Annotated in this window: 31 protein-coding genes; 15 read left to right on the plus strand and 16 right to left on the minus strand. The window is 39.1% G+C overall.

Annotated features, from left to right (window positions below; genetic code table 11):
* Positions 1-3: 3 nt before the first annotated feature.
* Genes rpsC through rpsJ form a run of 8 tightly spaced genes read right to left on the minus strand, consistent with a single transcriptional unit; the run spans position 4 to position 4107 of the window.
* Positions 4-708 carry a 30S ribosomal protein S3 gene (gene rpsC, locus PTQ27_RS06705; protein WP_273749424.1) on the minus strand — a complete coding sequence of 235 codons (705 nt, stop codon included), beginning with the start codon at positions 706-708 and terminating at the stop codon, positions 4-6.
* Between the two features lie 19 nt (positions 709-727).
* On the minus strand, positions 728-1060 hold the full coding sequence (gene rplV, locus PTQ27_RS06710; RefSeq protein ID WP_025236917.1) for a 50S ribosomal protein L22: 333 nt from the start codon (positions 1058-1060) through the stop codon (positions 728-730).
* Positions 1061-1070: 10 nt separating this feature from the next.
* Positions 1071-1346, minus strand: coding sequence for a 30S ribosomal protein S19 (gene rpsS, locus PTQ27_RS06715; RefSeq protein ID WP_005539416.1), 276 nt, complete (start codon positions 1344-1346; stop codon positions 1071-1073).
* A gap of 29 nt (positions 1347-1375) precedes the next feature.
* Complete coding sequence (gene rplB / locus PTQ27_RS06720; RefSeq protein ID WP_273749426.1) at positions 1376-2197, minus strand: 50S ribosomal protein L2; 822 nt, start codon at positions 2195-2197, stop codon at positions 1376-1378.
* 20 nt (positions 2198-2217) lie between these two features.
* Positions 2218-2523, minus strand: coding sequence for a 50S ribosomal protein L23 (gene rplW / locus PTQ27_RS06725; RefSeq protein WP_025236919.1), 306 nt, complete (start codon positions 2521-2523; stop codon positions 2218-2220).
* Complete coding sequence (gene rplD / locus PTQ27_RS06730; protein ID WP_273749427.1) at positions 2520-3122, minus strand: 50S ribosomal protein L4; 603 nt, start codon at positions 3120-3122, stop codon at positions 2520-2522. The genes rplW and rplD overlap by 4 nt, the downstream gene beginning before the upstream one ends.
* 15 nt (positions 3123-3137) lie before the next feature.
* A complete protein-coding gene (rplC, locus tag PTQ27_RS06735) occupies positions 3138-3770 on the minus strand; it encodes a 50S ribosomal protein L3 (protein WP_273749428.1) in 633 nt (210 codons plus the stop codon).
* A gap of 25 nt (positions 3771-3795) precedes the next feature.
* Positions 3796-4107: a 30S ribosomal protein S10 gene (rpsJ, locus tag PTQ27_RS06740; protein WP_001181005.1), complete on the minus strand. Its 312-nt coding sequence runs from the start codon at positions 4105-4107 to the stop codon at positions 3796-3798.
* A gap of 469 nt (positions 4108-4576) precedes the next feature.
* Between rpsJ and PTQ27_RS06745 the strand changes: the two genes are divergently transcribed.
* Both PTQ27_RS06745 and fumC read left to right on the plus strand, forming a co-directional pair.
* Positions 4577-5221 (plus strand): TfoX/Sxy family DNA transformation protein, encoded by a 645-nt coding sequence (locus tag PTQ27_RS06745; protein ID WP_273749429.1) that lies wholly within the window; start codon positions 4577-4579, stop codon positions 5219-5221.
* A 154-nt stretch (positions 5222-5375) separates the two neighbouring features.
* On the plus strand, positions 5376-6770 hold the full coding sequence (gene fumC, locus PTQ27_RS06750) for a class II fumarate hydratase (protein ID WP_273749430.1): 1395 nt from the start codon (positions 5376-5378) through the stop codon (positions 6768-6770).
* A gap of 136 nt (positions 6771-6906) precedes the next feature.
* Here fumC and rplS read toward each other — a convergent pair whose 3' ends face one another.
* The 5 genes from rplS to PTQ27_RS06775 all read right to left on the minus strand — a co-directional run bounded on the left by rplS (position 6907) and on the right by PTQ27_RS06775 (position 9913).
* On the minus strand, positions 6907-7257 hold the full coding sequence (gene rplS, locus PTQ27_RS06755; protein WP_273749431.1) for a 50S ribosomal protein L19: 351 nt from the start codon (positions 7255-7257) through the stop codon (positions 6907-6909).
* A gap of 25 nt (positions 7258-7282) precedes the next feature.
* Complete coding sequence (gene trmD / locus PTQ27_RS06760; RefSeq protein ID WP_273749432.1) at positions 7283-8038, minus strand: tRNA (guanosine(37)-N1)-methyltransferase TrmD; 756 nt, start codon at positions 8036-8038, stop codon at positions 7283-7285.
* A 45-nt stretch (positions 8039-8083) separates the two neighbouring features.
* Positions 8084-8611: a ribosome maturation factor RimM gene (rimM, locus tag PTQ27_RS06765; RefSeq protein ID WP_273749433.1), complete on the minus strand. Its 528-nt coding sequence runs from the start codon at positions 8609-8611 to the stop codon at positions 8084-8086.
* A gap of 41 nt (positions 8612-8652) precedes the next feature.
* Positions 8653-8901 carry a 30S ribosomal protein S16 gene (gene rpsP, locus PTQ27_RS06770; protein WP_273749434.1) on the minus strand — a complete coding sequence of 83 codons (249 nt, stop codon included), beginning with the start codon at positions 8899-8901 and terminating at the stop codon, positions 8653-8655.
* Between the two features lie 178 nt (positions 8902-9079).
* Complete coding sequence (locus tag PTQ27_RS06775; protein ID WP_273749435.1) at positions 9080-9913, minus strand: alpha/beta hydrolase; 834 nt, start codon at positions 9911-9913, stop codon at positions 9080-9082.
* Positions 9914-10184: 271 nt separating this feature from the next.
* Between PTQ27_RS06775 and PTQ27_RS06780 the strand changes: the two genes are divergently transcribed.
* Genes PTQ27_RS06780 through PTQ27_RS06790 form a run of 3 tightly spaced genes read left to right on the plus strand, consistent with a single transcriptional unit; the run spans position 10185 to position 13790 of the window.
* Positions 10185-11726, plus strand: a complete 1542-nt coding sequence (locus tag PTQ27_RS06780) for a YjjI family glycine radical enzyme (RefSeq protein WP_273749436.1) — start codon at positions 10185-10187, stop codon at positions 11724-11726.
* Positions 11727-11732: 6 nt separating this feature from the next.
* Positions 11733-12521 carry a 4Fe-4S cluster-binding domain-containing protein gene (locus tag PTQ27_RS06785; RefSeq protein WP_273749437.1) on the plus strand — a complete coding sequence of 263 codons (789 nt, stop codon included), beginning with the start codon at positions 11733-11735 and terminating at the stop codon, positions 12519-12521.
* Positions 12522-12533: 12 nt separating this feature from the next.
* Entirely contained in the window at positions 12534-13790 is a 1257-nt protein-coding gene (locus PTQ27_RS06790) for a NupC/NupG family nucleoside CNT transporter (RefSeq protein WP_273749439.1), read from the plus strand.
* Positions 13791-13876: 86 nt separating this feature from the next.
* Here the strand turns inward: PTQ27_RS06790 and rimO are convergent, their stop codons facing one another.
* The 3 genes from rimO to PTQ27_RS06805 form a co-directional block, all read right to left on the minus strand.
* Positions 13877-15208, minus strand: a complete 1332-nt coding sequence (gene rimO / locus PTQ27_RS06795) for a 30S ribosomal protein S12 methylthiotransferase RimO (protein WP_273749440.1) — start codon at positions 15206-15208, stop codon at positions 13877-13879.
* 157 nt (positions 15209-15365) lie between these two features.
* Positions 15366-16058, minus strand: coding sequence for a 5'-methylthioadenosine/S-adenosylhomocysteine nucleosidase (gene mtnN / locus PTQ27_RS06800; RefSeq protein WP_273749441.1), 693 nt, complete (start codon positions 16056-16058; stop codon positions 15366-15368).
* A gap of 47 nt (positions 16059-16105) precedes the next feature.
* Entirely contained in the window at positions 16106-16327 is a 222-nt protein-coding gene (locus tag PTQ27_RS06805; RefSeq protein WP_273749442.1) for a SlyX family protein, read from the minus strand.
* Between the two features lie 87 nt (positions 16328-16414).
* On the opposite strand from PTQ27_RS06805, the gene fkpA reads away from it, so the two are divergent.
* From fkpA to PTQ27_RS06855, 10 genes are all read left to right on the plus strand, one after another.
* Positions 16415-17140, plus strand: a complete 726-nt coding sequence (gene fkpA, locus PTQ27_RS06810; RefSeq protein ID WP_273749443.1) for an FKBP-type peptidyl-prolyl cis-trans isomerase — start codon at positions 16415-16417, stop codon at positions 17138-17140.
* An 86-nt stretch (positions 17141-17226) separates the two neighbouring features.
* The gene (locus tag PTQ27_RS06815; protein WP_273749444.1) at positions 17227-17883 is read left to right on the plus strand and encodes a helix-turn-helix transcriptional regulator; all 657 of its coding nucleotides are present in this window, start codon (positions 17227-17229) and stop codon (positions 17881-17883) included.
* Positions 17883-18260 carry a sulfurtransferase complex subunit TusD gene (gene tusD, locus PTQ27_RS06820; RefSeq protein WP_273749445.1) on the plus strand — a complete coding sequence of 126 codons (378 nt, stop codon included), beginning with the start codon at positions 17883-17885 and terminating at the stop codon, positions 18258-18260. The genes PTQ27_RS06815 and tusD overlap by 1 nt, the downstream gene beginning before the upstream one ends.
* 1 nt (position 18261) lies before the next feature.
* A complete protein-coding gene (tusC, locus tag PTQ27_RS06825; protein WP_273749446.1) occupies positions 18262-18633 on the plus strand; it encodes a sulfurtransferase complex subunit TusC in 372 nt (123 codons plus the stop codon).
* 9 nt (positions 18634-18642) lie between these two features.
* Complete coding sequence (gene tusB, locus PTQ27_RS06830; protein ID WP_273749447.1) at positions 18643-18918, plus strand: sulfurtransferase complex subunit TusB; 276 nt, start codon at positions 18643-18645, stop codon at positions 18916-18918.
* Between the two features lie 78 nt (positions 18919-18996).
* On the plus strand, positions 18997-19941 hold the full coding sequence (locus PTQ27_RS06835) for a hypothetical protein (protein ID WP_273749448.1): 945 nt from the start codon (positions 18997-18999) through the stop codon (positions 19939-19941).
* A gap of 210 nt (positions 19942-20151) precedes the next feature.
* Complete coding sequence (gene hutW / locus PTQ27_RS06840) at positions 20152-21975, plus strand: heme anaerobic degradation radical SAM methyltransferase ChuW/HutW (RefSeq protein WP_273749449.1); 1824 nt, start codon at positions 20152-20154, stop codon at positions 21973-21975.
* On the plus strand, positions 21972-22589 hold the full coding sequence (locus PTQ27_RS06845) for an NAD(P)H-binding protein (protein ID WP_273749450.1): 618 nt from the start codon (positions 21972-21974) through the stop codon (positions 22587-22589). Before hutW ends, PTQ27_RS06845 begins: the two co-directional genes overlap by 4 nt.
* 143 nt (positions 22590-22732) lie before the next feature.
* The gene (locus PTQ27_RS06850) at positions 22733-23386 is read left to right on the plus strand and encodes a DNA alkylation repair protein (protein ID WP_273749451.1); all 654 of its coding nucleotides are present in this window, start codon (positions 22733-22735) and stop codon (positions 23384-23386) included.
* Between the two features lie 234 nt (positions 23387-23620).
* Complete coding sequence (locus tag PTQ27_RS06855) at positions 23621-24352, plus strand: amino acid ABC transporter ATP-binding protein (RefSeq protein WP_273749452.1); 732 nt, start codon at positions 23621-23623, stop codon at positions 24350-24352.
* The last annotated feature ends 52 nt before the right edge of the window (positions 24353-24404 follow it).

The following is a 24404-nucleotide window of genomic DNA, read 5'->3' on the forward strand; positions in this document are numbered from 1 at the left end:
TCCTTATTTACGACCTTTGCGAGCAGGCTTTTTAGGCTGTGCCGCTGGTTCTTTTTCAGATTCAATCACTGCAGCCATTCCACCTAGAATTTCACCTTTGAAAATCCATACTTTTACGCCAATTACACCGTAAGTAGTATGAGCTTCAGCGATGTTATAATCGATGTCTGCACGAAGTGTATGTAGAGGTACACGACCTTCACGATACCATTCTGAGCGAGCAATTTCTGCACCACCTAAACGACCGCTAACTTCAACTTTGATACCTTTAGCACCTAATTTCATTGCGTTTTGAACCGCTTTTTTCATTGCACGGCGGAACATAACACGACGTTCTAGTTGAGAAGCGATGCTATCTGCTACTAATTTCGCATCTAGCTCTGGTTTTTTCACTTCAGCGATGTTGATTTGTGCTGGAACACCAGCAATTTTAGCAACAGCGTTGCGTAATTTTTCAACATCTTCACCTTTTTTACCGATAACGATACCAGGACGAGCTGTGTGAATAGTTACACGAATGCTTTTTGCAGGACGTTCAATAGTAATACGTGATACTGAAGCGTTCGCTAACTCTTTATTTAAGAATTTACGTACGTTGAAATCGCTTTCTAAGTTATCAGCGAAATCTTGTGTATTCGCGAACCAAGTAGAGTTCCAAGGCTTAACAATACCTAGGCGAATACCATTAGGATGTACTTTCTGACCCATTTGTTATTCTCCTACTTAATTAACGATCTGACACAACCACAGTAATGTGGCTTGTACGTTTTAAAATACGATCTGCACGACCTTTTGCACGTGGCATTACACGTTTCATGCTTGGACCTTCATCAACGAAGATTTTAGCAACTTTAAGATCATCGACATCTGCACCGTCATTGTGCTCAGCGTTTGCAATAGCTGATTCTAATACTTTCTTAACAAGCGTTGCTGCTTTTTTATTAGTGAAAGTTAAAATTTCTAATGCTTGCGCAACTTTTTTACCACGGATTAAATCAGCAACTAAGCGAGCTTTTTGGGCAGAAGTACGAGCGTAACGATGTTTAGCAATAGTTTCCATCTTTTACCTCTTATTTCTTAGCTTTCTTATCTGCGGCATGACCGCGGTATGTACGAGTCGGGGCAAATTCGCCTAATTTATGACCGATCATTTCATCAGAAACATAAACAGGAACATGCTGACGACCATTATGGACTGCGATGGTCAAACCAATCATTGATGGAATGATCATTGAACGACGGGACCAAGTTTTAATTGGTTTTTTATCCCCGCTTTCCACCGCCTTCTCTACCTTCTTCAACAAGTGTAGGTCAAGGAAAGGACCTTTCTTGAGGGAACGTGGCATTGGTGTTTACCTTTTAGTTAATTAAAAATTTATTTGCCACGACGACGTACGATGTATTTATCTGTACGTTTGTTGTGACGAGTTTTCTTACCTTTAGTTTGAACGCCCCAAGGTGTAACAGGGTGTTTACCGAAGTTACGGCCTTCACCACCACCGTGTGGGTGATCAACTGGGTTCATTGCAGTACCACGAACTGTTGGACGAATACCTCTCCAACGGTTTGCACCTGCTTTGCCAAGAACGCGAAGCATATGCTCTGAGTTACCAACTTCACCGATGGTTGCAGTACACTCAGCTAAAACTTTACGCATTTCGCCTGAACGAAGACGTAAAGTAACATAATTACCTTCACGAGCGATGATCTGCACATAGCTACCAGCAGAACGTGCAATTTGACCACCTTTACCTGGTTTTAATTCAACATTATGAACTGTAGAACCAACAGGGATATTACGCATTGGTAATGCATTACCTACTTTAATTGGAGCTGAAGCACCTGCTTGAATCGTATCACCAGCAGATAAACCTTTTGGTGCTAAGATATAACGGCGTTCACCATCTTTATAAAGAACTAATGCAATGTTTGCAGAACGATTTGGATCGTATTCTAAACGCTCAACAACAGCTGGAACATCTAATTTATTACGTTTAAAATCAACTAGACGATAGTGTTGTTTATGACCGCCACCAATGTGACGAGTAGTAATACGACCTAAATTGTTACGACCACCAGATTTTGATTTACTATCTAATAATGGTGCATAAGGTTTACCCTTATGTAATTCTGCGTTAACAACTTTAACTACGTGACGACGACCAGCGGAGGTCGGCTTACATTTAACGATAGCCATTTTATTTTATTCCTCCGTTATTACTCTGCTGCACCTTCAACGAAGTCAAGTGATTGACCTTCTTGAAGAGTTACATAAGCTTTTTTCCAGTCACTACGACGACCCACTTTAGCACCACGACGTTTAGTTTTACCTTTAACAACCACAGTACGTACAGAGTCCACTTTCACTTCAAATAGTTGTTCAACTGCATTTGCAATCTCAACTTTATTAGCATCTAATGCTACTTTGAAAACGATAGTGTTGCCTTTCTCGGCATTATTTGTCGCTTTTTCAGAGATATGTGGTGCTTTTAACACATTTAGCAAACGTTCTTGTTGAATCATGCTAACATCTCCTCAATTTGTTTCACTGCATCTACAGTAACAACCACTTTATCGAAAGCAATTAAGCTAACTGGGTCAATACCTTGAACATCACGTACATCTACTTTGTATAAGTTACGTGCTGCTAAGAATAAATTCTCATCTAAATTTGCAGTAATGATAAGAGCGTCAGTTAACGCCATATCTTTTAATTTTTGTGCTAATACTTTAGTTTTTGGTGCGTCAATTTCGAATTTCTCAACAACCACTAAACGGTCTTGACGAACTAATTCAGAAAGAATGCTTTTGATTGCACCACGGTACATTTTTTTGTTCACTTTTTGGCTGTGATCTTGTGGTTTCGCAGCAAAAGTGATACCACCTGAACGCCAGATTGGTGATTTAACATCACCAGAACGAGCACGGCCTGTACCTTTTTGACGCCAAGGTTTTTTACCTGAACCAGACACTTCAGCACGAGTTTTTTGAGCACGACTTCCTTGACGAGCACCTGCTGCATAAGCAACAACTACTTGGTGGATTAATGCTTCATTAAACTCACGTCCGAAGGTAGTTTCAGAAACAGTTAGTGCGTTTGCACCTACAACTTGTAATTCCATCTCTATCTCCTAGACTTATGCTTTAACTGCTGGTTTTACGATAACATCACTATTAGTAGCACCTGGAACAGCACCTTTAACTAATAATAATTTACGCTCAGCATCTACACGAACAACTTCAAGTGATTGAACAGTTACACGCTCAGCACCTAAGTGTCCAGCCATTTTTTTACCTTTAAACACACGACCTGGAGTTTGGTTTTGACCAATAGAACCAAGTACACGATGTGATAAAGAGTTACCATGTGTAGCATCTTGAGTACGGAAGTTCCAACGTTTAACACCACCTTGGAAACCTTTACCTTTTGATGTACCAGTAACATCTACTTTTTTAACATCTGTAAAGATGTCAACATTGATTTCTTGACCTAAAGTGAACTCTTGAGTTTCACCTTCAGTACGAAATTCCCATAAACCGCGTCCAGCTTCAACACCTGCTTTAACGAAATGGCCTGCTTCTGGCTTAGTTACACGACTTGCTTTTTTAGAGCCAGTAGTAACTTGAATTGCAGAATAGCCGTCGTTTTCAAGGGTTTTAACTTGAGTAACACGGTTGGCTTCGATTTCGATAACGGTAACTGGAACAGACACGCCGTCTTCAGTGAAGACACGAGTCATACCAACTTTACGACCGATTAAACCAATCATTGTAATAACCTCTTAAAATTCCCAATTAACCTAGACTAATCTGAACGTCAACGCCAGCAGCTAGATCTAAACGCATTAATGCATCAACAGTTTTTTCTGTTGGTTCAACAATATCAACTAAACGTTTGTGAGTACGGATTTCATATTGGTCACGTGCATCTTTGTTCACGTGTGGAGAAATCAATACAGTGAAACGTTCTTTACGAGTTGGTAAAGGAATTGGACCACGAACTTGTGCACCAGTACGTTTAGCTGTTTCTACGATCTCCGCAGTAGATTGATCGATCAAGCGATGATCAAATGCTTTTAAGCGGATACGGATTCTTTGGTTCTGCATTAGACCAGAGCTCCAATTAAAAAATTTAGCTAATAAAAAAACCAAACTACCACTTAACAATTATAAAATAGATTAAGGGAGCTCAGTTAAACCTATATAGTTCCAAAATTAGGAACATTTTTACATTACAATATCTGCAATGCCATTTGATAAATGATTACATCAAACGTCTCTATAAACCATAACTTATGGTGTATTTTAGAGCGGAGCTATTCTACTAAAAGAATACTTTTAGTGCAACTCTTTTTTTATATTTCTTTTTGTAAAACAGAGAAAAAATTTATTACGATACACAACTTCCCTGTCGCTTCATTTGAAGTAACTCAAATAAAAGATAATTTTCTGTTTTTTTATTAAAACTTTTCGAGCAACTTCACACTTCTAACAAATCAGAGTTGAAATTTATTTCATAACAGTATTTATTACTACTGAATTAACTATTTGTATAACACTATTCCAGGAGGACTCTATGCAAACAATTAATGAAATCAAACAAGAAATCACGCCAATATTCACACCAATTATTGGAGAAATCCGCCTAAAAACTTACTTCTCTTATTATGCTGTTTTTAAAGATGATTTAATGATAGCACTCTATCAAAATAAAATGACATATTTGCGTATTGCCGAGCATTATTTAGAAATAATGCAAAAAAATCCTGAGACCTATACACTATCTGATGATAAAATTGGTTTGCAAAGCAAAAAATTCTTTTATATTCCAAATTCTATACTGACGAATACAAAACTCTTTAACGATCTAACTTTTTCTATTCTTAATGAACTTAGGCAAAAACAGTACGAATCTAATAGAAAGAAGGCTACTCAAATTCGAAATCTACCTAATATGAACATCAAATTAGAAAGAATGCTTAAGAAAGTTGGTATCGATTCTATTCAAAATTTTAATGATATCGGTTATATCTCTGCATATATCAAGCTTGTAAAACTTGGGGTTGATGCTAGCGAAGATTTACTATTTAAGTTAAATGGTGCACTAAATCACCAATATATTTATACTTTTACTGAAATACAAAAACGAGAGCTTATGCAAGAAGCCAATCAAGCTCTCTATGCTAATGGTTTACGAAAACGTTTTTTTATTGAAAAATAATAATGTGATCCAAATCATAAAATCACTAAAAACTCTACTAAGGAACTGCTTTCGCAGTTCTTTTCTTTTTCTTTTATGTTAGTATTTCTTCATTACATACCTCTAAATTACTAGAGATCGTCAGATTTTCAATTCTAAAAATTAGGAGTACAAAATGGAATATCGTATTGAAAAAGATACAATGGGCGAAGTAAAAGTGCCTTCCAACCGTTATTGGGCGGCCCAAACTGAACGCTCACGTAATAATTTCAAAATTGGCCCAGAGGCTTCAATGCCAGTAGAGATCATCGAAGCATTTGCTTACTTAAAAAAAGCAGCTGCGTTTGCTAACACAGAGCTGGGTGTTTTACCTGCTGAAAAACGTGATTTAATTGCAACTGCTTGTGATGAAATTCTTGCTAATAAACTAGATGGCGAATTCCCACTTGTAATTTGGCAGACAGGCTCTGGGACACAATCAAATATGAACCTGAATGAAGTGATTGCGAACCGTGCTCACGTTATTAACGGCGGTAAATTAGGCGAAAAATCAATTATTCACCCTAACGATGATGTAAATAAATCTCAATCTTCAAACGATACCTATCCAACAGCAATGCACATCGCAGCTTACAAAAAAGTAGTTGAACATACTATCCCTTGTGTTAAACGCCTACAAAAAACTTTTGCAGAAAAAGCGGAAGCTTTTAAAAATGTTGTAAAAATTGGACGTACTCATTTAATGGACGCCACTCCATTAACATTAGGTCAAGAATTCTCCGCTTATGCGGCCCAATTAGCATTTGGTATTAAGGCATTAGAAAACACTCTACCGCACTTATCCGAATTAGCTTTAGGCGGTACCGCAGTGGGAACTGGCTTAAATACCCCTAAAGGATATGATGTAAAAGTCGCAGACTATATTGCTAAATTTACAGGCTTACCGTTTGTTACTGCACAAAATAAATTTGAAGCACTAGCCACTCACGATGCGATTGTTGAAACCCACGGGGCATTAAAACAAATTGCGGTTTCTTTATATAAAATTGCGAACGATATCCGTTTACTAGCCTCTGGTCCTCGTTCTGGTATTGGAGAAATCCTCATTCCTGAAAATGAGCCTGGTTCTTCTATTATGCCGGGTAAAGTAAATCCAACGCAGTGCGAAGCGATGACAATGGTGGCAGCACAAGTCTTAGGTAACGACACTACAATTTCGTTTGCAGGAACACAAGGACACTTCCAATTAAATGTCTTCAAACCTGTTATGGCAGCAAACTTCTTACAATCTGCCCAATTATTAGGTGATGTTTGCGTCTCTTTCGATGAACATTGTGCTGTGGGAATTGAACCAAACTATCCTCGTATTAAACAACAACTTGATAACTCATTAATGTTAGTTACTGCATTAAATACACATATTGGTTATGAAAATGCAGCTAAAATTGCAAAAACGGCTCACAAAAATGGTACAACATTAAAAGAAGAGGCAATCAATCTTGGCCTAGTTTCAGCTGAAGATTTTGATGCTTGGGTTCGCCCTGAAGATATGGTTGGAAGCTTAAAGTAATTTAGTTCTTATCTGTAACACCCTAATGCCTTAGGGTGTTATTTTAATTTTTTCTTTAAGATATCTAAGTAAAAGCCAAAAATAAAGCCTTGGGTTTCCCCAAGGCTTTTGCATTTTAAATGCTTGCTTGCCAAAATTATTTGCCAAGACGCTCTTTAATACGTGCAGATTTACCTGAACGCTCACGTAAGTAGTAAAGTTTCGCTTTACGTACCGCACCTTTACGTTTAACTGTAATAGTGTCGATTACCGGTGAGTGAGTTTGGAATACACGTTCAACACCTACGCCGTTTGAAACTTTACGTAGTGTGAATGCAGAATGCAAGCCACGGTTACGAATTGCAATAACCACGCCTTCGAACGCTTGCAAACGTTTTTTACTACCTTCTACTACCCATACCTTAACTTCTAATGTGTCACCCGGACGGAAGCTAGGTACGTTTTGTTTTAACTGTTCTTGTTCAAGTTGTTTGATGATGTTACTCATTTTTTTAACCTTCTAAATCCTAGAATTAACTGATTTTGTGTTGTTTCTTAATCTTTGCCAACAACACGCGTTGTTCGTCAGTCAGAGCTAGGCTATCCAATAGCTCAGGGCGTCGTAACCACGTTCGTTCAAGCGATTGTTCCAACCGCCATTTGCGAATATTTTCGTGGTGTCCCGACATCAGTACTTCTGGGACAGGCATACCGTCTAACACTTCAGGACGGGTATAATGCGGGCAATCTAATAAACCTTCTGCAAAAGAATCTTCTAGTGCTGAGGCTTGTTTGCCTAATACCCCCGGAACAAATCTTGCAACGGCATCAATCAATGTCATTGCAGGAAGTTCCCCCCCTGTTAAAACGTAATCTCCGATTGACCATTCTTCATCAACTTCAGCTTGAATCAATCGCTCATCAACCCCTTCATATCGTCCACAAATTAAAATCAATTTCTGATTTGAAGCTAGTGTTTGCACACCTGTTTGATCGAGTTTACGTCCTTGTGGAGAAAGATAAATCACTTTAGCTTCTCCACCCTCTACTGCTCTGGCAGCCTCTTTTGCGGCAATAATTGCATCACGCAAAGGCTGAACCATCATTAACATTCCCGGACCACCGCCATAAGGGCGATCATCAACCGTTTTATGTTTATCAAAAGTGAAATCTCTCGGATTCCAACATTCAATCTGCAGTAGATTCTGTTTAACTGCACGTCCTGTTACCCCAAAATCGGTGATTGCTTTAAACATTTCAGGGAACAGTGAAATGATACCAATCCACATATATAACGCCTCAAATGTTTTCCAAAGCTAACCGCATACCTGAGGTTAGAAACCAGCGTCCCACTCCACCGTAATTGTTTTGGTGGCGAGATCTACTCTTTTAACTACTTGTTCATATAAGAACGGGATCAATCGTTCTTGTTTTCCAAAAGCATCTTTGCTATTTGCTCGCACCACTAGCACATCGTTTGAACCTGTTTCCATCATCTCGGTGACTGTGCCCATTGTGTAGCCTTCTAGGTTTACCACTTGGCAGCCGATTAAATCGTGCCAGTAATAATCGCCATCTTCCAATTCAGGAAACACAGATAAATCCACACCGATTTCGGCATTGGTTAATAACTGTGCAGTCTCACGGTCATCGGTACCGACTAATTTCACAATCAAATCATTGCTATGATAACGCCAGCTTTCTAATTCGATTGGTTGCCATTGCCCCTTAATTTTTAAGAACCACGGCTGATAATCGAAAATGCTTTCAGATTGTTCAGTTGATGAATAGAGGCGTAACCAGCCACGGATACCATAGGTTGAACCTAGTTTGCCGACAACTTCGATTTTTTGTTCGCTCATACCCACCTACTTATTTAATTTTGTTTTGGCTTAAATAAAAATTAAGCTGCTTTGCGAGCTTCTTTTACTAAAGAAGCAACACGGTCTGATAAATCAGCACCTTTTGTAACCCAAGCATCAACTTTAGCCACATCTAAACGTAAACGTTCAGCTTGACCTGTTGCTAATGGGTTGAAGAAACCGATACGCTCGATAAAGCGACCGTCACGAGGTGAACGGCTGTCCGCTACCACGATTTGGTAAAATGGGCGTTTTTTAGCTCCGCCACGAGTTAAACGAATGGTTACCATAACCTTTCCTCTAATGTATTGATAGTAAAAATAAAACCCTCGTTCGAGGTGAGGGCGGTGAATTGTTCTAAAATCGTTAGAACAAGCGGTCGAATTATACCGATTTTTTGCAAAAAAGCAAGAATGGGTAGTATTGTTTCACTACCCTATATCTATATTAATGAATAAAACCAAAAACTTAGTGATTCATCAACGAAAAACGCAGAAACTCGACAAAATGATCGGCCCAATGCATTTCGTGGTGAATTTCGTTTGCCATAATGCGGAGACGAATGTTATCTAGTGGCACGCCTGTGCGAATTAAAGCTTGGTAGTAATTTAGCGTACAGTCAATATAAGCTTGGTTCATATTGGAAATAAAGTGCGAGTCAATTTCATCGCCTTCATTCGTTCCCACTTGAATAAATACTTTGGTGTTTGGATTAAGTGGATGTTGGTGGGTAAAGCGTAAAAAATCAGGTTCACTAAACCAAGAGGCAAGCGAAAACACGCCTAAATGACCAAAAACTGTTGGGTAAGCATTGCCCATATAAGCAGTGATAATTCCGCCCATTGAGCTGCCAGCCAATAAGGTATGTTCACGCTGTGGCTTGGTACGATAATGCACATCAATAAAAGGTTTTACCGTTTCAACCACCCACTTAGCATAATCAACCCCTAAACCACCAGCATTTTTCGTTTCTGGCGTGGAACCTGTTGTGGTTTTCCACGGACCATATTCATTTAAACGTTCTGTACCAGCATTATCAATGCCGACAATAATTAACTTAGGTAGCTCTTTATGATGTTTAATAGTCGGAATAATTTTCCACGAATGCCCGGAATAGGATTCTTTGCTATAAAACACATTCTGCCCATCGTGCATATATAATACGGGGTAATGCTCCCAGTTATCTGCACGATAATCTTTTGGTAATAACACTCGAATACGACGGTGTTGATGCAAATATGGCACATATAAAAAATGTTCCTGCATTTCCAGGTAGTAATGTTCAAGATATTTGTGTGCCATTGTAATAATCTTCCTTCTTAAATAAATTTTTTACCTATTTTACACTTTAATCAAAATTGGGAAAACAAGCGGTTATAAAAAGTAAATATTTTGCAAATTTTTGGCTTTATTTTACCCCGAATAGAATAGGTTTAAATCTTTTTTTAAACGCAATCGTTTCCCTTATTCTTTTTTGATATATAAAATCTAAAGTGTGATCTATGTCACAGTAATTTCTATTCAGCTTCGTTAGAATGCGTGTCTCAAAATAAAGTGAAGAAGGAGTAAGATTATGCAAGCATCATTACAAGATATTCTCGATGTCGTAAAAGCAAAAAATTTAACTTATCAACAAAAATTAATGAGCTTAGGCAATATAGCCGAACGTTTATTTAACCCTGTTGAATTGCTTGGCTATACTGAAGAAGAGTGGGAACACATTGAAAACCAGATGATTTGTGACCTAAATGAAGGCTATGCAATCTATCGCCCTCGCTATATTCTGCCTGACTATAATGTTTATATGCAAAAAGGCTGTAAATTCTTAGATTTACCACCGCCGACCAATTTAGATGAAGCATTAGACGGTTTACTTATTATCTATTCTCACGTGCCGTCTATTACCACTTTCCCTGTTTATATCGGACGTTTAGATGTCTTGCTTGAGCCATTTATTACCGATGAAGAGCAAGATTACATAAAAATCAAACGTTTCTTAAACCATATTGATAAAACCATTGCAGATTCATTCTGCCACGCTAATGTCGGCCCTTATGACACCAAAGCCGGCCGCTTAATTTTAAAAGCCGTTATTGAGCTGGAAAACACCACGCCTAATATGTCAATTCGTTATGACAAACAAAAAACCTCTCGTGAATTTGCCGAACTTGCGGCAAAAGCGTGCTTATTGGTTTCAAAACCCTCTTTCGCTAACGATGCTTACTACACCCAAGATTTAGGCGAAGAGTACGGTATTGCAAGTTGCTATAACGCCTTACCGGAGTGTGGTGGTGCTTATACTTTAACTCGTTTACGTTTAGGTACTATCGGTAGAGCCTGTGCAAGCGTTGATGAAATGGTTAATGAACTCTTACCAAAAGTGGCAAAACTGGCTCTATCTACAATGGATAAACGCCATAAATTCTTAGTCGAAGAGAGCAACTTCTTTGAAAGCAGTTTCTTGGTAGAAGAAGGCTTTATCAAACGTACTAACTTTACCAGTATGATTGCGATTGTCGGGCTTGCCGATGCGGTAAATCATTTACTAAAACAAGAAGACTTAAACGAAACCTTCGGGCAAAGCCAACGAGGCGATGAAATTGCAACTTTAATTATGGATAAACTCCAAGCGGTTAATGACGCTCATAAAGGTATCTATGTAGAGCGTACCAACAACCAATATTTACTCCACGCACAAGTGGGAGCAAGCAATCACGCTGAAGATAAAATGAACACCCCAGCTCACCGTATTCGTGTCGGCGAAGAACCAACTTTATTGGCACACTTAAAACAGTCTGCTCCATTCCATAAATATTTCCCATCAGGTACGGGCGATCTATTTGCATTCGACCAAACCTATACCGATCACTTAGATGCGGTGGTAGATATTATTGATGGATCCTTTGCCCAAGGCTACCGCTACATAACCACTTACCTAAAAAATACCGATTTAATCCGAGTAACAGGGTATTTAGTGAAGAAAAGCGAGGTAGAACGCTACCGCAAAGGCGAAGCTGTTTTACGTGATACCACGTGGTACGGAGCAGGAACAGACGATTGTGCCAAAGTGTTCGACCGTCAATTACGTGACCAAGAAAATGTGAATGCGGCATAATTTTCAATGACCGCACTTTCAGATATTTTTGTGCCACTGCACCGCATTATTCCCTTCTCGAATGTAGAAGGGCAAGGTAATCGCACCAGCATTTTTTTACAAGGTTGCAAGCTAAACTGCCTTTACTGCCACAACCCTGAAACCATTCCTCGTTATACGGAAGAGGCAAAGCAGGTCAGCTTGCAATACTTATACGATCAAGTGATGGATGCCGTTCCCTTTATTCGAGGCGTAACAGTTTCAGGTGGCGAACCGACTATCCATCATAAAAAGTTAATTCCTTTATTTCAGGCATTAAAAGAGCAAGGACTGACTTGTTACCTTGATAGCAGTGGTTTTTTTGAATATGAAGTAACACAGCCGCTAATTGATGTTACCGATAAATTTCTATTCGATTTAAAAGGAGACGGCATAGGCTTACAAAGCCTCTGCTTTGACCGCAAAAATCAGCAAGGGAAAGTGCCTGAGCAAGTTATTCCAACCGTGAATCATATTAAGCCGGAAAACCTTGCCCGTAATTTGCAAAATTTAGCCAAATTATTACCGCTTGGTAAAGTGGAAGAAGTGCGTTTAGTTTACCTAACGGAGTTTTACAACGCACAACATTTAATTCAAAAAGTGGCAGAACTTCTCAAGCCATACCCTGAAGTGATACTAAAAATTATTCGAGTGCATACTAAAGGGGCAAGAGACGAAGAAGGCTTAAAACCTTATGTGCCAACAATAGAACAAACAGATCAGTTGGCAGCCTTTGCCAAACAGTGTGGAATTCAAAAAATTATTACTATTTATTAAACGGAGATCATTATGGATGTACTAATTAGCGTTATCGGTGTTTTTGTGCTACTGGCACTTGGAGTATTGTTATCAAATAACCGCCGAGCTATTAATTTACGCACTGTGTTTGGTGCACTTGCTATTCAAATTGCATTTGCTGCCTTAATTTTGTATGTGCCTGCAGGCAGAAATGCCTTAATGGCAACAGCAGATTGTGTCAGCAATATTATTAACTATGGAAATGAAGGGATCTCCTTTGTATTCGGTAATCTAGCTGACCCGAGCAATAGCAGTATTGGCTTTATCTTTGCCGTAAAAGTATTGCCAATCATCATCTTCTTCTCTGCCCTTATCTCAATGCTCTATTACATTGGTGTAATGCAATGGATCATTAAAATTATTGGTGGTGGGTTACAAAAAGCACTAGGTACTTCAAAAGCAGAATCAATGTCTGCAGCCGCTAACATCTTTGTAGGCCAAACTGAAGCACCATTAGTTGTAAAACCTTATATTAGTAAAATGTCAGATTCTGAATTATTTACGGTAATGGTAGGTGGAACAGCTTCTATCGCAGGTTCTGTTTTAGCCGGTTACGCAGGAATGGGTGTGCCGCTTACTTACCTTATCGCCGCCTCATTTATGGCTGCTCCTGCTGGGTTACTCTTTGCAAAAATTATGTACCCACAAACTGAAAAAATGGCAACTGAAACTGACGATAGCGTAGAAATCGAAAAACCAAACAACGTGGTAGAAGCATTAGCTAATGGTGCAAGTTCAGGTGTAACCTTAGCGATTAACGTTGGAGCAATGTTAATTGCATTCATTGCGGTTATCGCATTATTAAACGGCTTTATTGGTGGTATTGGTAGCTGGTTTGGTTACGAAGGTTTAACCTTACAAATTTTACTAGGTTATGTATTCCAACCACTTGCGTTCTTAATTGGTGTGCCTTGGCAAGATGCTGATATTGCAGGTCAAATGATCGGTATGAAATTAGCGGTAAACGAATTTGTAGGCTATCTTGAATTTGCCAAATACCTACAACCCGATTCAATGGTTCAGCTAAGTGATAAAACGAAAGCAATTATTACCTTCGCTTTATGTGGTTTTGCTAACTTTAGTGCGATTGCTGTATTAATTGGTGGTATTGGTAGTATGGCACCTAATCGTCGTTCAGACATCGCTCGCCTTGGCTTAAAAGCCGTTATTGGCGGTACATTAGCCAACTTAATGAGTGCAACCATTGCTGGCTTCTTTATTGGTTTAAGTGGTGCAGCACTAGCTTAAACTCAAAAAAATTCAAGCGGTTAAATTTAGTAAAATTTTTACCGAATTTAACCGCTTGCTTATTCTAAACTATAAATTAGAAATGCTTAACAACTCCCCCACAAATCATACTCATCGGCATTAGTGATGGTAACAGAAATAATTTCGCCGACTTTTACTTCCTGGTCGGATAAATTATCAACATAGACTACCCCGTCAATTTCAGGTGCGTCTGCCATTGAGCGTCCAATAATGCCTTCTTCATCAATTTCATCTACAATGACAGGTAGGGTTTTGCCGATTTTTTGTTGTAAACGGTCGGCAGAGATTTTTTGTTGTAACTGCATAAAGCGATGGAAGCGTTCTTCTTTTACCTCTTCCGGCACTTGATCCGGCATATCCGTTGCCACCGCACCATCTACCGGGCTGAATTTAAAACAGCCGACACGATCTAATTGTGCTTCTTGCAAGAAATTAAGTAAAAGTTGGAAATCTTCCTCTGTTTCGCCCGGGAAGCCAACAATAAAGGTGGAACGCAAGGTTAATTCTGGGCAAATCTCACGCCATTTTTTAATACGCTCTAAAGTACGCTCAATCGAGCCAGGACGTTTCATCGCTTTGAGAATTTTCGGGCTAGCGTGCTGTAACGGAATATCTAAATACGGTAAAATTTTGCCTGCTGCCATTAGAGGAATTAAATCATCAACGTGCGGATACGGGTAAACATAATGCAAACGCACCCAAACACCCATTGAGCCTAATTGCTCACACAAAGTAATTAAGTTGCTTTTAATCGGCATACCGTTCCAGAATACGGTTTTGGTCGCTTCTGCTTTTTTGCGATCTAATGAATAGGCAGAAGTATCTTGCGAAACCACCAAAAGCTCTTTGACACCAGCATCAACAAGACGTTTTGCCTCATCTAAAACTTGCACGATAGAACGGCTTTCTAAATCGCCACGCATTGAGGGGATAATACAGAAGGTGCAACGATGATCACAGCCTTCAGAAATTTTTAAATAAGCGTAATGCTTCGGTGTTAATTTTACCCCTTGTTTAGGCACAAGGCTGGTGTATGGATTAAACTCCGGCTTCGGTACATATTTATGCACGTGGTTCATTACCGCCTCGTAACTATGCGGACCGGTAATTTCAAGCACTTTCGGGTGAACTTCTCGAATTTGATTCTCTTTTGCCCCTAAACAACCGGTTACGATAACTTTACCGTTGGCTTCTAATGCCTCACCGATACTTTCAAGGGATTCCTGCACCGCACTATCAATAAAACCACAGGTATTTACGATGACTAAATCTGCATTTTCATAGCTTGGAATAATGTTATAACCATCGGCACGTAATTCTGTCAAAATACGTTCCGAATCAACTAAATTTTTCGGGCAACCTAAGCTGATAAACCCGATATTTGGGGAAGCACTCATATAACTCTCAATAATCAAAAAAAGAAAAAGCCTACAACTTTGTCTTGTAGGCAAAAAAGTAGGCAAGATTTTACAAAATCTTGCCTAAAATAGCGATAACAAGCGGTTATTTTTTCGTAAAATTTTGCAAACTTGTTATCTCACGCAAAACTAAAACTTAACCGATATCGTTCAGCATTGCGATTACAATCGCCGATGATTTTTCTGCCGCCAGCGGTAAAAACTCATCAAAAGAGAGATGAGATTCTTTATCTGCGACATCAGATACTGCTCTGACTACCACAAACGGCACATCAAAAGCGTGACAAACTTGAGCAATAGCCGCCGCTTCCATTTCAACCGCAATGACTGCTGGGAATTTCTCACGAATTTCAGCAATTTTTTCTTCGCCATTAACAAATAGATCACCGCTACAGATTAAACCAGATACCACATTAAACCCTGCTTTACTGGCTTCTTTTTTAGCTAAATCGACTAATTGCTCATTTGGCAAAAAGGCGGCTGGGTTGGCTGGCAACTGCCCGATTTCATAGCCAAAAGCTGTAACATCAACATCGTGGTGGCGAACTTCGGTAGAAACCAAAATATCCCCCACATTCAAACTTGAATCTAATCCACCTGCTGAACCTGTGTTAATAACAATATCCGGTTGTGTTAATTGTAGTAATAATGTCGTGCCGATTGCCGCCGAGACTTTACCGATACCTGATTGTAATAATGCAACTTTTGTATTATTTATTTTACCTTCAAAAATCTTACAGTTTGCAAATTCGGTTACTTTTGATTCAACCATTAAATTACGTAAAATTTCAACTTCTTGTGCCATTGCACCAATAATACCAATTTTCATTTTTTCTTATCTCTTATGTTTATTTGAATTTAATATTATACCCCTCATTAATAATGAGGTGGTGGGGTTTCCTCTGCTTGTGAAGCCACTTGGCTAACTTGCATCCCCTTAAATTTTTCAGCAATATGACGAATTTGAGTTTGTAACTTATCTATCGCAAATTGTTGATCAACTAATGATTGGTTTAATTCTTCAATAATAAGTTCCTGAAAAGCAACTTTTGTCTCTAATTCAGTGATTCTTGCCGTTAATGTATAATTATTATCCATTTTTTACTAAAAAAAGGTTGTATGAAACAGAATTACACTTTACCCTATCCGAATTATTCTTAACAGTTATTTTTATAAGGGAAAATTATGCTGAAAACTAAATTATCGACTATTGCTATGATTGCGAGTGCTTTTTTAGCAACTCACGCAATGGCTGAACAAAAAGCTGACCAAAAATTCGTAGATGAATCATCTTATGCGGTTGGTGTATTAATGGGAAAAAACATTGAAGGCGTAGTGGAATCCCAAAAAGAAATTTTTAGTTATAACCAAGATAAAATTTTGGCTGGTGTGCAAGATACTATCAAAAAAACTGGCAAATTAACTGATGAAGATTTACAAAAACAATTAAAAGCCTTAGATGCTTACTTAGCTGATAAAGAAGCTAAAATCAACGAAGAAAAAGCGAAAGCAACTGTTTCTGCAGGCGATAAGTTCCGTGCTGAATATAAAAAACAAAACGGTGTAAAAGAAACTGCATCAGGCTTATTATATAAAATTGAAAAAGCTGGGGAAGGCGATTCGCCAAAAGCAGAAGATACGGTAAAAGTACATTATAAAGGTACATTAACTGATGGTACGGTTTTTGATAGCTCTTATGATCGTGGGCAGCCGATTGAATTCCAATTAAACCAATTAATTCCAGGTTGGATTGAAGCTATCCCAATGCTGAAAAAAGGTGGCAAAATGGAAATCGTGGTACCACCGGCATTAGGCTATGGTGAACGTGCTACAGGGAAAATCCCAGCAAATTCAACCCTAAAATTTGAAATTGAATTATTAGATTTCAAAGCAACTAACGCGAAGAAATAAAATTTAACTTCCTCATTCAAGCTACACAAGCGGTCAGATTTATTATAAGATTTGCAAAAATTTTATAAAATCTGACCGCTTGTATTATGACTAAAAAATTCACACCGTTTTCTGATGAAGATCACGCTATTCTTGCCTCTTATTTCCCGATTGTAGATGGTATTGCCGCTTTAATCGGCGAGCATTGTGAAATCGTCTTACATTCTCTTGAGTTTCTTGAACACTCCGCTATTTATATCGCAAACGGGCATAATACTGGCCGTAAAATTGGCTCGCCAATTACCGACCGAGCGTTAAAATCGTTACATCATATGGCAACAGACAGCGTGTCTAAACCCTACTTTACCAAAGCGAAAGGTGGGATTTTGATGAAGTCGATTACCATTGCTATCCGTAACGGAAGACAATATGTGATTGGATTATTATGTATCAACATCAATTTGGAAGTGCCGACCTCACAATTTCTTAGCTCTTTTATTGCTCCAATAGATACGGAATCAGAGGTCACTTTTGCTAGCTCGGTGGAAGATTTAGTAGCTCAAACTATTCAAACCACTATTGATGATGTAATGGCAGATCGCCATATTTCCAATAATAATAAAAACCGCCAAATTGTGATTTCTTTGTTTGAGAAAGGCATTTTTGATATTAAAGATGCGATTAACCAAGTGGCAGAAAAGTTGGATATTTCTCGCCATACGGTTTATCTCTACATTCGCCAAATTAAACAGGATAATGACTAATGGACTACGTACTTGCGATTAAATCGCCCGTTTATGGCTCCCAAGGGGCATTTCTGGCTTATCAAGTGGCGGAAGAATTACTTAAGGCGAATCACACTATCCGCCAAGTGTTCTTCTTTCAAGAAGGGGTCAGTAATGCCAATGCTTTTGTTAATCCTGCTAGCGATGAAAACAATTTAGTGGAAAAGTGGCAAAATTTGGCAAAATTACACCGCTTGCCATTGCATTTATGTATTGCGGCGGCACAACGCCGAGGCGTTGTTGATGAAGTAAGTTCCCACTTAGAGCAAGCAAATTTGGCCGAGCATTTTACCCTTGCCGGGCTTGGCGAATTTAGCCAAGCGGTGTTACAAGCAGATAGATTACTGACATTCTAAAATGAAAAAATATAAATTAGCCTTTTTATTTACCCAACCGCCGTTTGGTTCGGCAATCAGTCGAGAAGGATTAGATGCCTTACTCGCCGCCAGTGCATTTTGTGATGAGCAAGAGATTGCTATTTGTTTTTTAAATGATGGTGTCTTTAATTTGGTCGCTTCTCAGCAACCTGAAAAGTTACTGCAAAAAGATCATATCTCAACCTTTAAACTGCTCGAACTTTATGATTTAAACGAATGCTTTATTTGCCAAGAATCCGTTGATTTTAGAGGATTAAATCAAGCTAAATGGATTTTACCCAATGCTCAATTTATCACGAGAGCCGAGATTTTTAAGATTCTCGCCCAAGCTGAAAAAGTGATGACTTTTTAAGGAATATCAATGCTTTATACATTTTCTAAAGCCGAATACGCTCCCGAAACCTTAAGCTCTTTTTTAACGCATTTAACCGAAAATGATGCGGTTGTTTTATGGCAAGATGGCGTGTTACAAGCGGTTAAAAATCGAGAGTTTTTTGCACATCTGCCAAATTGTTATTTATTGGAACAAGATATTACGGCCCGAAGTTTATATCAAACTACAAATACCTTTAAAAAAATCTCACTTAGTGAATTTATTATGCTAACAGAGCGTTATTCTCCACATATCGCAATATAACCCCTCTTGCTTAATTCTCTTTGTAATACTAAAGATTTTAGATTATGATGAGGTAACCATCTTACAAGGAGACACCTAATGAAAATCCAATACTTTATTCCTCTATTGGTTATTTCGCCTACACTTGCAGTAGCCGCAGAAAATAACACCTGGGTAGATCAACAACATAAATCAATCAGCGACACTTTAGATGAGTGGGCAAATGATATTAATAATTGGCTAGGTGAAACCGATCCTAATGACCCAGCATCCGCTTCATTACGTGTAATGATGGACAGTCAATGGAATAGATATGATAAATTTACTTACAAGCCTCGTGTAAGGGGTAAAATTCGATTACCTGTACTAAAAAAACATTTAAATATCGTGTTTGGTGATGATGAACTAGATAACGAAAACAGAGACAAAAATCGCACACGTAATGTATATAATCAGATTGATAAAAATAAACGTTATAACTCTCAAGAAGCTCGTGATTCCAACTCATCAATAGCATTACGCTGGTCTGACAATATTAAAGCGTTGGGGATTGAAACCGATCTTGATGGTGGTATTCGTTCTGGCGATGATGTATATGGACGTTTACGTATTAGTAGAGAATGGGATATTACCGAACAATTTAATACCCGCCTAGAACAAATTTATCGTTACGGTTCAAACAGTAAACATTATCTACGAACCAACCTTGAAAATAAATATAATGAAAGCGAAACCACTTTTATTATGAACCACACCCATTTTGAATATCGCCACGATATAGATGAAGAAAGAAGCTGGGGACATAGCTTATACCGCCAACACAACTTTAAGGAACTTAGCCGTATTAGCTACGGTATTGCTGTTGGTGGGAGACTTGACTCCAACTTATCGAAATTAAATCATTGGGGGCCTTTTGTAACCTACCGCCAGCCAATTTGGCGTAAATGGCTTTTCATTCAACCAGAAGTTTATTTCTATAATGATAAAGACAAAGATCGTAGCCACACCATTGGTACCTTCCTTCGTCTAGAAGCCATTTTCTAAAATATTTAATATTCAGGCCCCTTTGATTTTCATTAGTGGGCCTGAATTTTATTTTAATCAATTCTTTCCTCTCTTTGAGTCCATTTAAGCGAACCGAATAAAAAACAAATTAAAACAATTAAAAATCATTATCATTTAATTTCAATCAATTCTATTATGGCTAAATTTTGTTATAAATTGATTCCTTTATCACAATATTGAATTGATATAATGAATATTCAAAATCTTAATTGGACTCCCCAACAAGCTTCCCCCAATGCCTTCCCTGAACGGCAAGCCTTAATGCCGATTTGGGGCGGCGAAAATATCAACCGAGGCGAATGGCAATCGGTTTGGCAACAACAAGCCACTTATGCTTTAAAAGAAGACGGTGTCGCCTATTTTCATATTCCCTTTTGTGCTAGCCACTGCATTTTCTGTGGTTTTTATCGTAATGCGTGGAAAGAGGGATACAGCAAAAGCTATACCGACCGAGTAATTGCCGAACTTGCCTATGAAGCGACATTACGCCACAGCGAAGGTAAAATTCGAGCCGTTTATTTTGGTGGTGGTACACCAACAGCATTGCATACCGAAGATTTGGTTCGCTTAATCCGTGCCTGCTACCAATATTTACCTCTCGCCGAGGATTGCGAATTTACGATTGAGGGCAGAATTAGCCATTTTGATATTGAAAAAGCCAAAGCTTGCATTGAGGCTGGAGTAAATCGGATCTCTATCGGTATTCAAACCTTCAATTCCGCCCTGCGTAAACGCCTTGGGCGGAAACACAGTGGCGAAGAGGCACTGGAGTACCTAACTGCCCTTACCGAACTTGATGCGGTTATTGTGGCGGATTTAATCTTCGGTTTACCCAACCAAAGCGATGAAATTTGGCAGAAAGATATTGAGATCGCCGCCAGCCTGCCGATTGCCGGTTTGGATATTTATGCGTTCAACAATTACCCTTTTTTACCGATTAACCGCCTGATCGAACACGGCACGTTACCTGCCCCAGCAGGCTTTGATACACAGAGTTTGCATTATGCATATGCTGTAGAATATTTAACGAAATCGGGCTGGCAACAAGTCAGCAACAATCATTTTGCCTTTCCAAATAGGGGCGAACGCAATCGCTACAACACCTTGGTAAAATCCAATATGCCGTGCTTGGCGTTCGGCTCGGGAGCAGGCGGTAACTTTGGCGGATTAAGCTATCAAGTGCAGTCCGATCTCAACCGCTATTTAAATTCGCCACCTGATCAAAAAAACCTATCTTATTTAAGTAAACACGGCGAACACAAACCCCTGCTCGGTACCATTCAGCACAGCATTGAGTTAGGGTATTTAGACACTACCCCATTCATTGATAATTCAAAAGCGACAAAGCTATTACACCAATGGCAAACATTGAATTTGCTGAAACTTGAAGGCAAAATGGCAACACTTAACACCAGCGGACGATATTGGTCGCCAACGCTAATCCGCAAACTGATGCTGACACTCCCCGAATCAAAAAAGGAACAGATAATGACAACACAATTAAATACAGAACTAACTGATAAATTACGTGAAAATTTAAAAGCCAACCCAGGGCAAATTTTAGAAATGCTTGCCGGAATGAACCAATGTAGCCTCGAAAGCGTTATCAACTGCCTGCCAAGTGAAATGGTAATGAAAACCGATGGAGACCGTTTTGTGGAAATTATGCAAGCGATTGCCAGTTGGAATGAGCCGGTTACTTTTATTCTCCATACCCCAGATGCGATTGCCGAAGTGACTGGCAAACTGCCACAAGGGAAAATCGCCCGAGGTTTTTACAACTTTGACCACAATGAAGAAGGAGGCATACACGGACATTTACGCTATGAAAATTGTGCCAGTATCTATTTATTAGATCGCCCATTTATGGGAAAACGCACCGTCGCACTTACCTTTATCAACCGTAGTGGCGAGGCAATGTTTAAGGTTTTCGTAGGACGAGATGAAAAGGGGCAACTGCGTGAAAATCAAATTAGTGCTATGCAACAACTGATGAAAGGAGAGAGTGAATGATCTTAGTCTGCGGTGCAAACGGCTTACTTGGTAGAGCCATTTGCGAAAAGTTATCTTCAACAGAAACTATTGCGGTATTACGTAAAGCACCAACCGATAACTATTTTAGCGAGAGAAATATCCAGACAGAAATAGCAGATTTACTCGATCCGCAAGCGTGTAATAAGTTATTAGCTAAAACACAACCCCAACTACTAATTACAGTGGTTGGCGGTAAAAATGAGCAAGGTGTGCGTAGCGATAAAACCGCCAATATCAACCTAATACAAGCGGTCGAAAATTTCTCAAAAAATACCAAAGTAATTTTAGTCACTAGCGTAGGTTGCGGGGAACAATGGGATAAAATCAGCCCTAAAGCCCAACAAGCACTAGGAGAGGCATTAGTCGCCAAAACAGAAGCGGAAAACTACCTAAAACAAAGCTCACTTAACTGGCTAATTATCCGCCCCGGCGGTTTAAATAATGATGATGAACACCACCAATTCCACATTGTTAAAGAGTTACCCCAAGAGAGAAAAATGTACGTTAGCCGAAAATCCGTGGCGACAGGCATTATTGAGCTGATAAATCGTAATGAAAACCGAGAAGTTTATTCCATAATCAATCAAGAGTAGGTTATTACTCACAACGCTGATGGTGCGAGTGTCCCACTCGTACCACAGTGGACGCTGGCACTATCGGGGTGAATGTTTTCTGAAAGATTGATTTCAGATGGTGCTTCGGCAAAAGCGGCATTTTGAAACCACAGGAAACAATTATGTTAGAACAACTTATCACTCAACTGTACCAAAAGAAAAATGCCCAACAAGCTATACAGATGGCGGTGTATATGAAGAATCAGTTCCCATTTTTAGGCATTCGAATGCCTGAACGGAAAAAGTTATGTACTGCCTATTTCAAGCAGGAGAAAGCGAAAAAGCATATTGATTGGCAAGCTGTGGAACGTCTTTGGGCATTGCCGGAGCGTGAATTTCAATATATTGCTGCCGATTATTTGCACATCATGCAGTCGTTTTTGACCGAGCAGGATTTGCCCCGTTTGCAAAAACTGGTTACCACCAAATCATGGTGGGATACGGTGGACAACTTGGATCAAACCATTGGTAACATCCGCTTTCCCTGCCAAACCGTCGATGACGCAATGTTGTCGTGGAGCAAGGCGGACAATATCTGGTTACGTAGAGTGGCGATTAACCATCAGCTTTTACGCAAAGAGAAAACTAAACCGGAGCTGTTAAAACGGATTTTGCTGAACAATCTCAACCAAACCGAGTTTTTTATCAATAAGGCAATGGGATGGATTTTGCGTGATTATTCCAAAACCAATCCCGAATGGGTGCGGACGTTTATCACCGAAAACAAAGCAGGCTTGTCCCAATTGACGCTCAGAGAAGCAGAAAAATATTTGTAGAACACACATAGGTACGGTTAGATTATTCCGTCGAGTGTAACTGTACCCCCGATGGCGCGAGTGTCCCACTCGTGCCAAAAACAAACGGTTAATTTACCACCAAAGTTTGCAAAAAATAAGAAAAATCCAACCGCTTGTATATAATCAAAAGTTATACAAAATAGCTTCTTATACTTTCCTTTCAATATAAAAATTCTGCAAAATCTCCTCATTGAATTCTTAACTTAAATAAATATGCCGTTACTCTCTATTCAAAATTTGCATAAAAAATATGGCGAAACCGTTGCGATTAACAATCTCAGTTTAGATTTACACAAAGGGGAAGTCGTGGTGTTACTAGGGCCTTCTGGCTGTGGAAAAAGTACCTTACTTCGTTGTATTAATGGGTTGGAGGAAAAACAAGGTGGTGCAATTCGTATGCAAGGTGTAGGCGAATTTGGTAATGATTTAAGTTGGGAGCAATCCCGTCAAAAAGTGGGAATGGTGTTCCAAAGTTATGAACTCTTTGCTCACTTGAATGTTATCGACAATATTTTGCTTGGCCCTCTAAAAGCACAAAACCGTAAACGAGAAGAGGTTGAGGCTCAAGCGGACTTACTGCTAAAACGTGTTGGCTTATTTGACCGAAAAACTGCATTTCCTCGCGAATTATCAGGTGGGCAAAAACAGCGAATTGCGATTGTAAGAGCATTATGTATGAACCCAGAAGTGATTTTGTTAGATGAAATCACCGCAGCGTTAGACCCAGAAATGGTGCGAGAAGTGCTTGATGTGGTATTAGAGCTAGCAGAGGAAGGAATGTCGATGCTGATTGTTACCCACGAAATGGGCTTTGCGGAAAAAGTGGCAGATCGGATTGTGTTTATTGATAAAGGCGAGATTATTGAACAATCGCCACCACACGAATTTTTTAAAGCACCAAAAACCGAACGGGCAAAACAATTTTTACACGGAATGGATTATTAACCATTTCAAAAATAATCAAAAACTAGCTTTCACAACATCATAATGAGGAGTT

Source organism: Mannheimia cairinae (assembly GCF_028649535.1).
Taxonomy (GTDB): Bacteria; Pseudomonadota; Gammaproteobacteria; order Enterobacterales; family Pasteurellaceae; genus Mannheimia; species Mannheimia cairinae.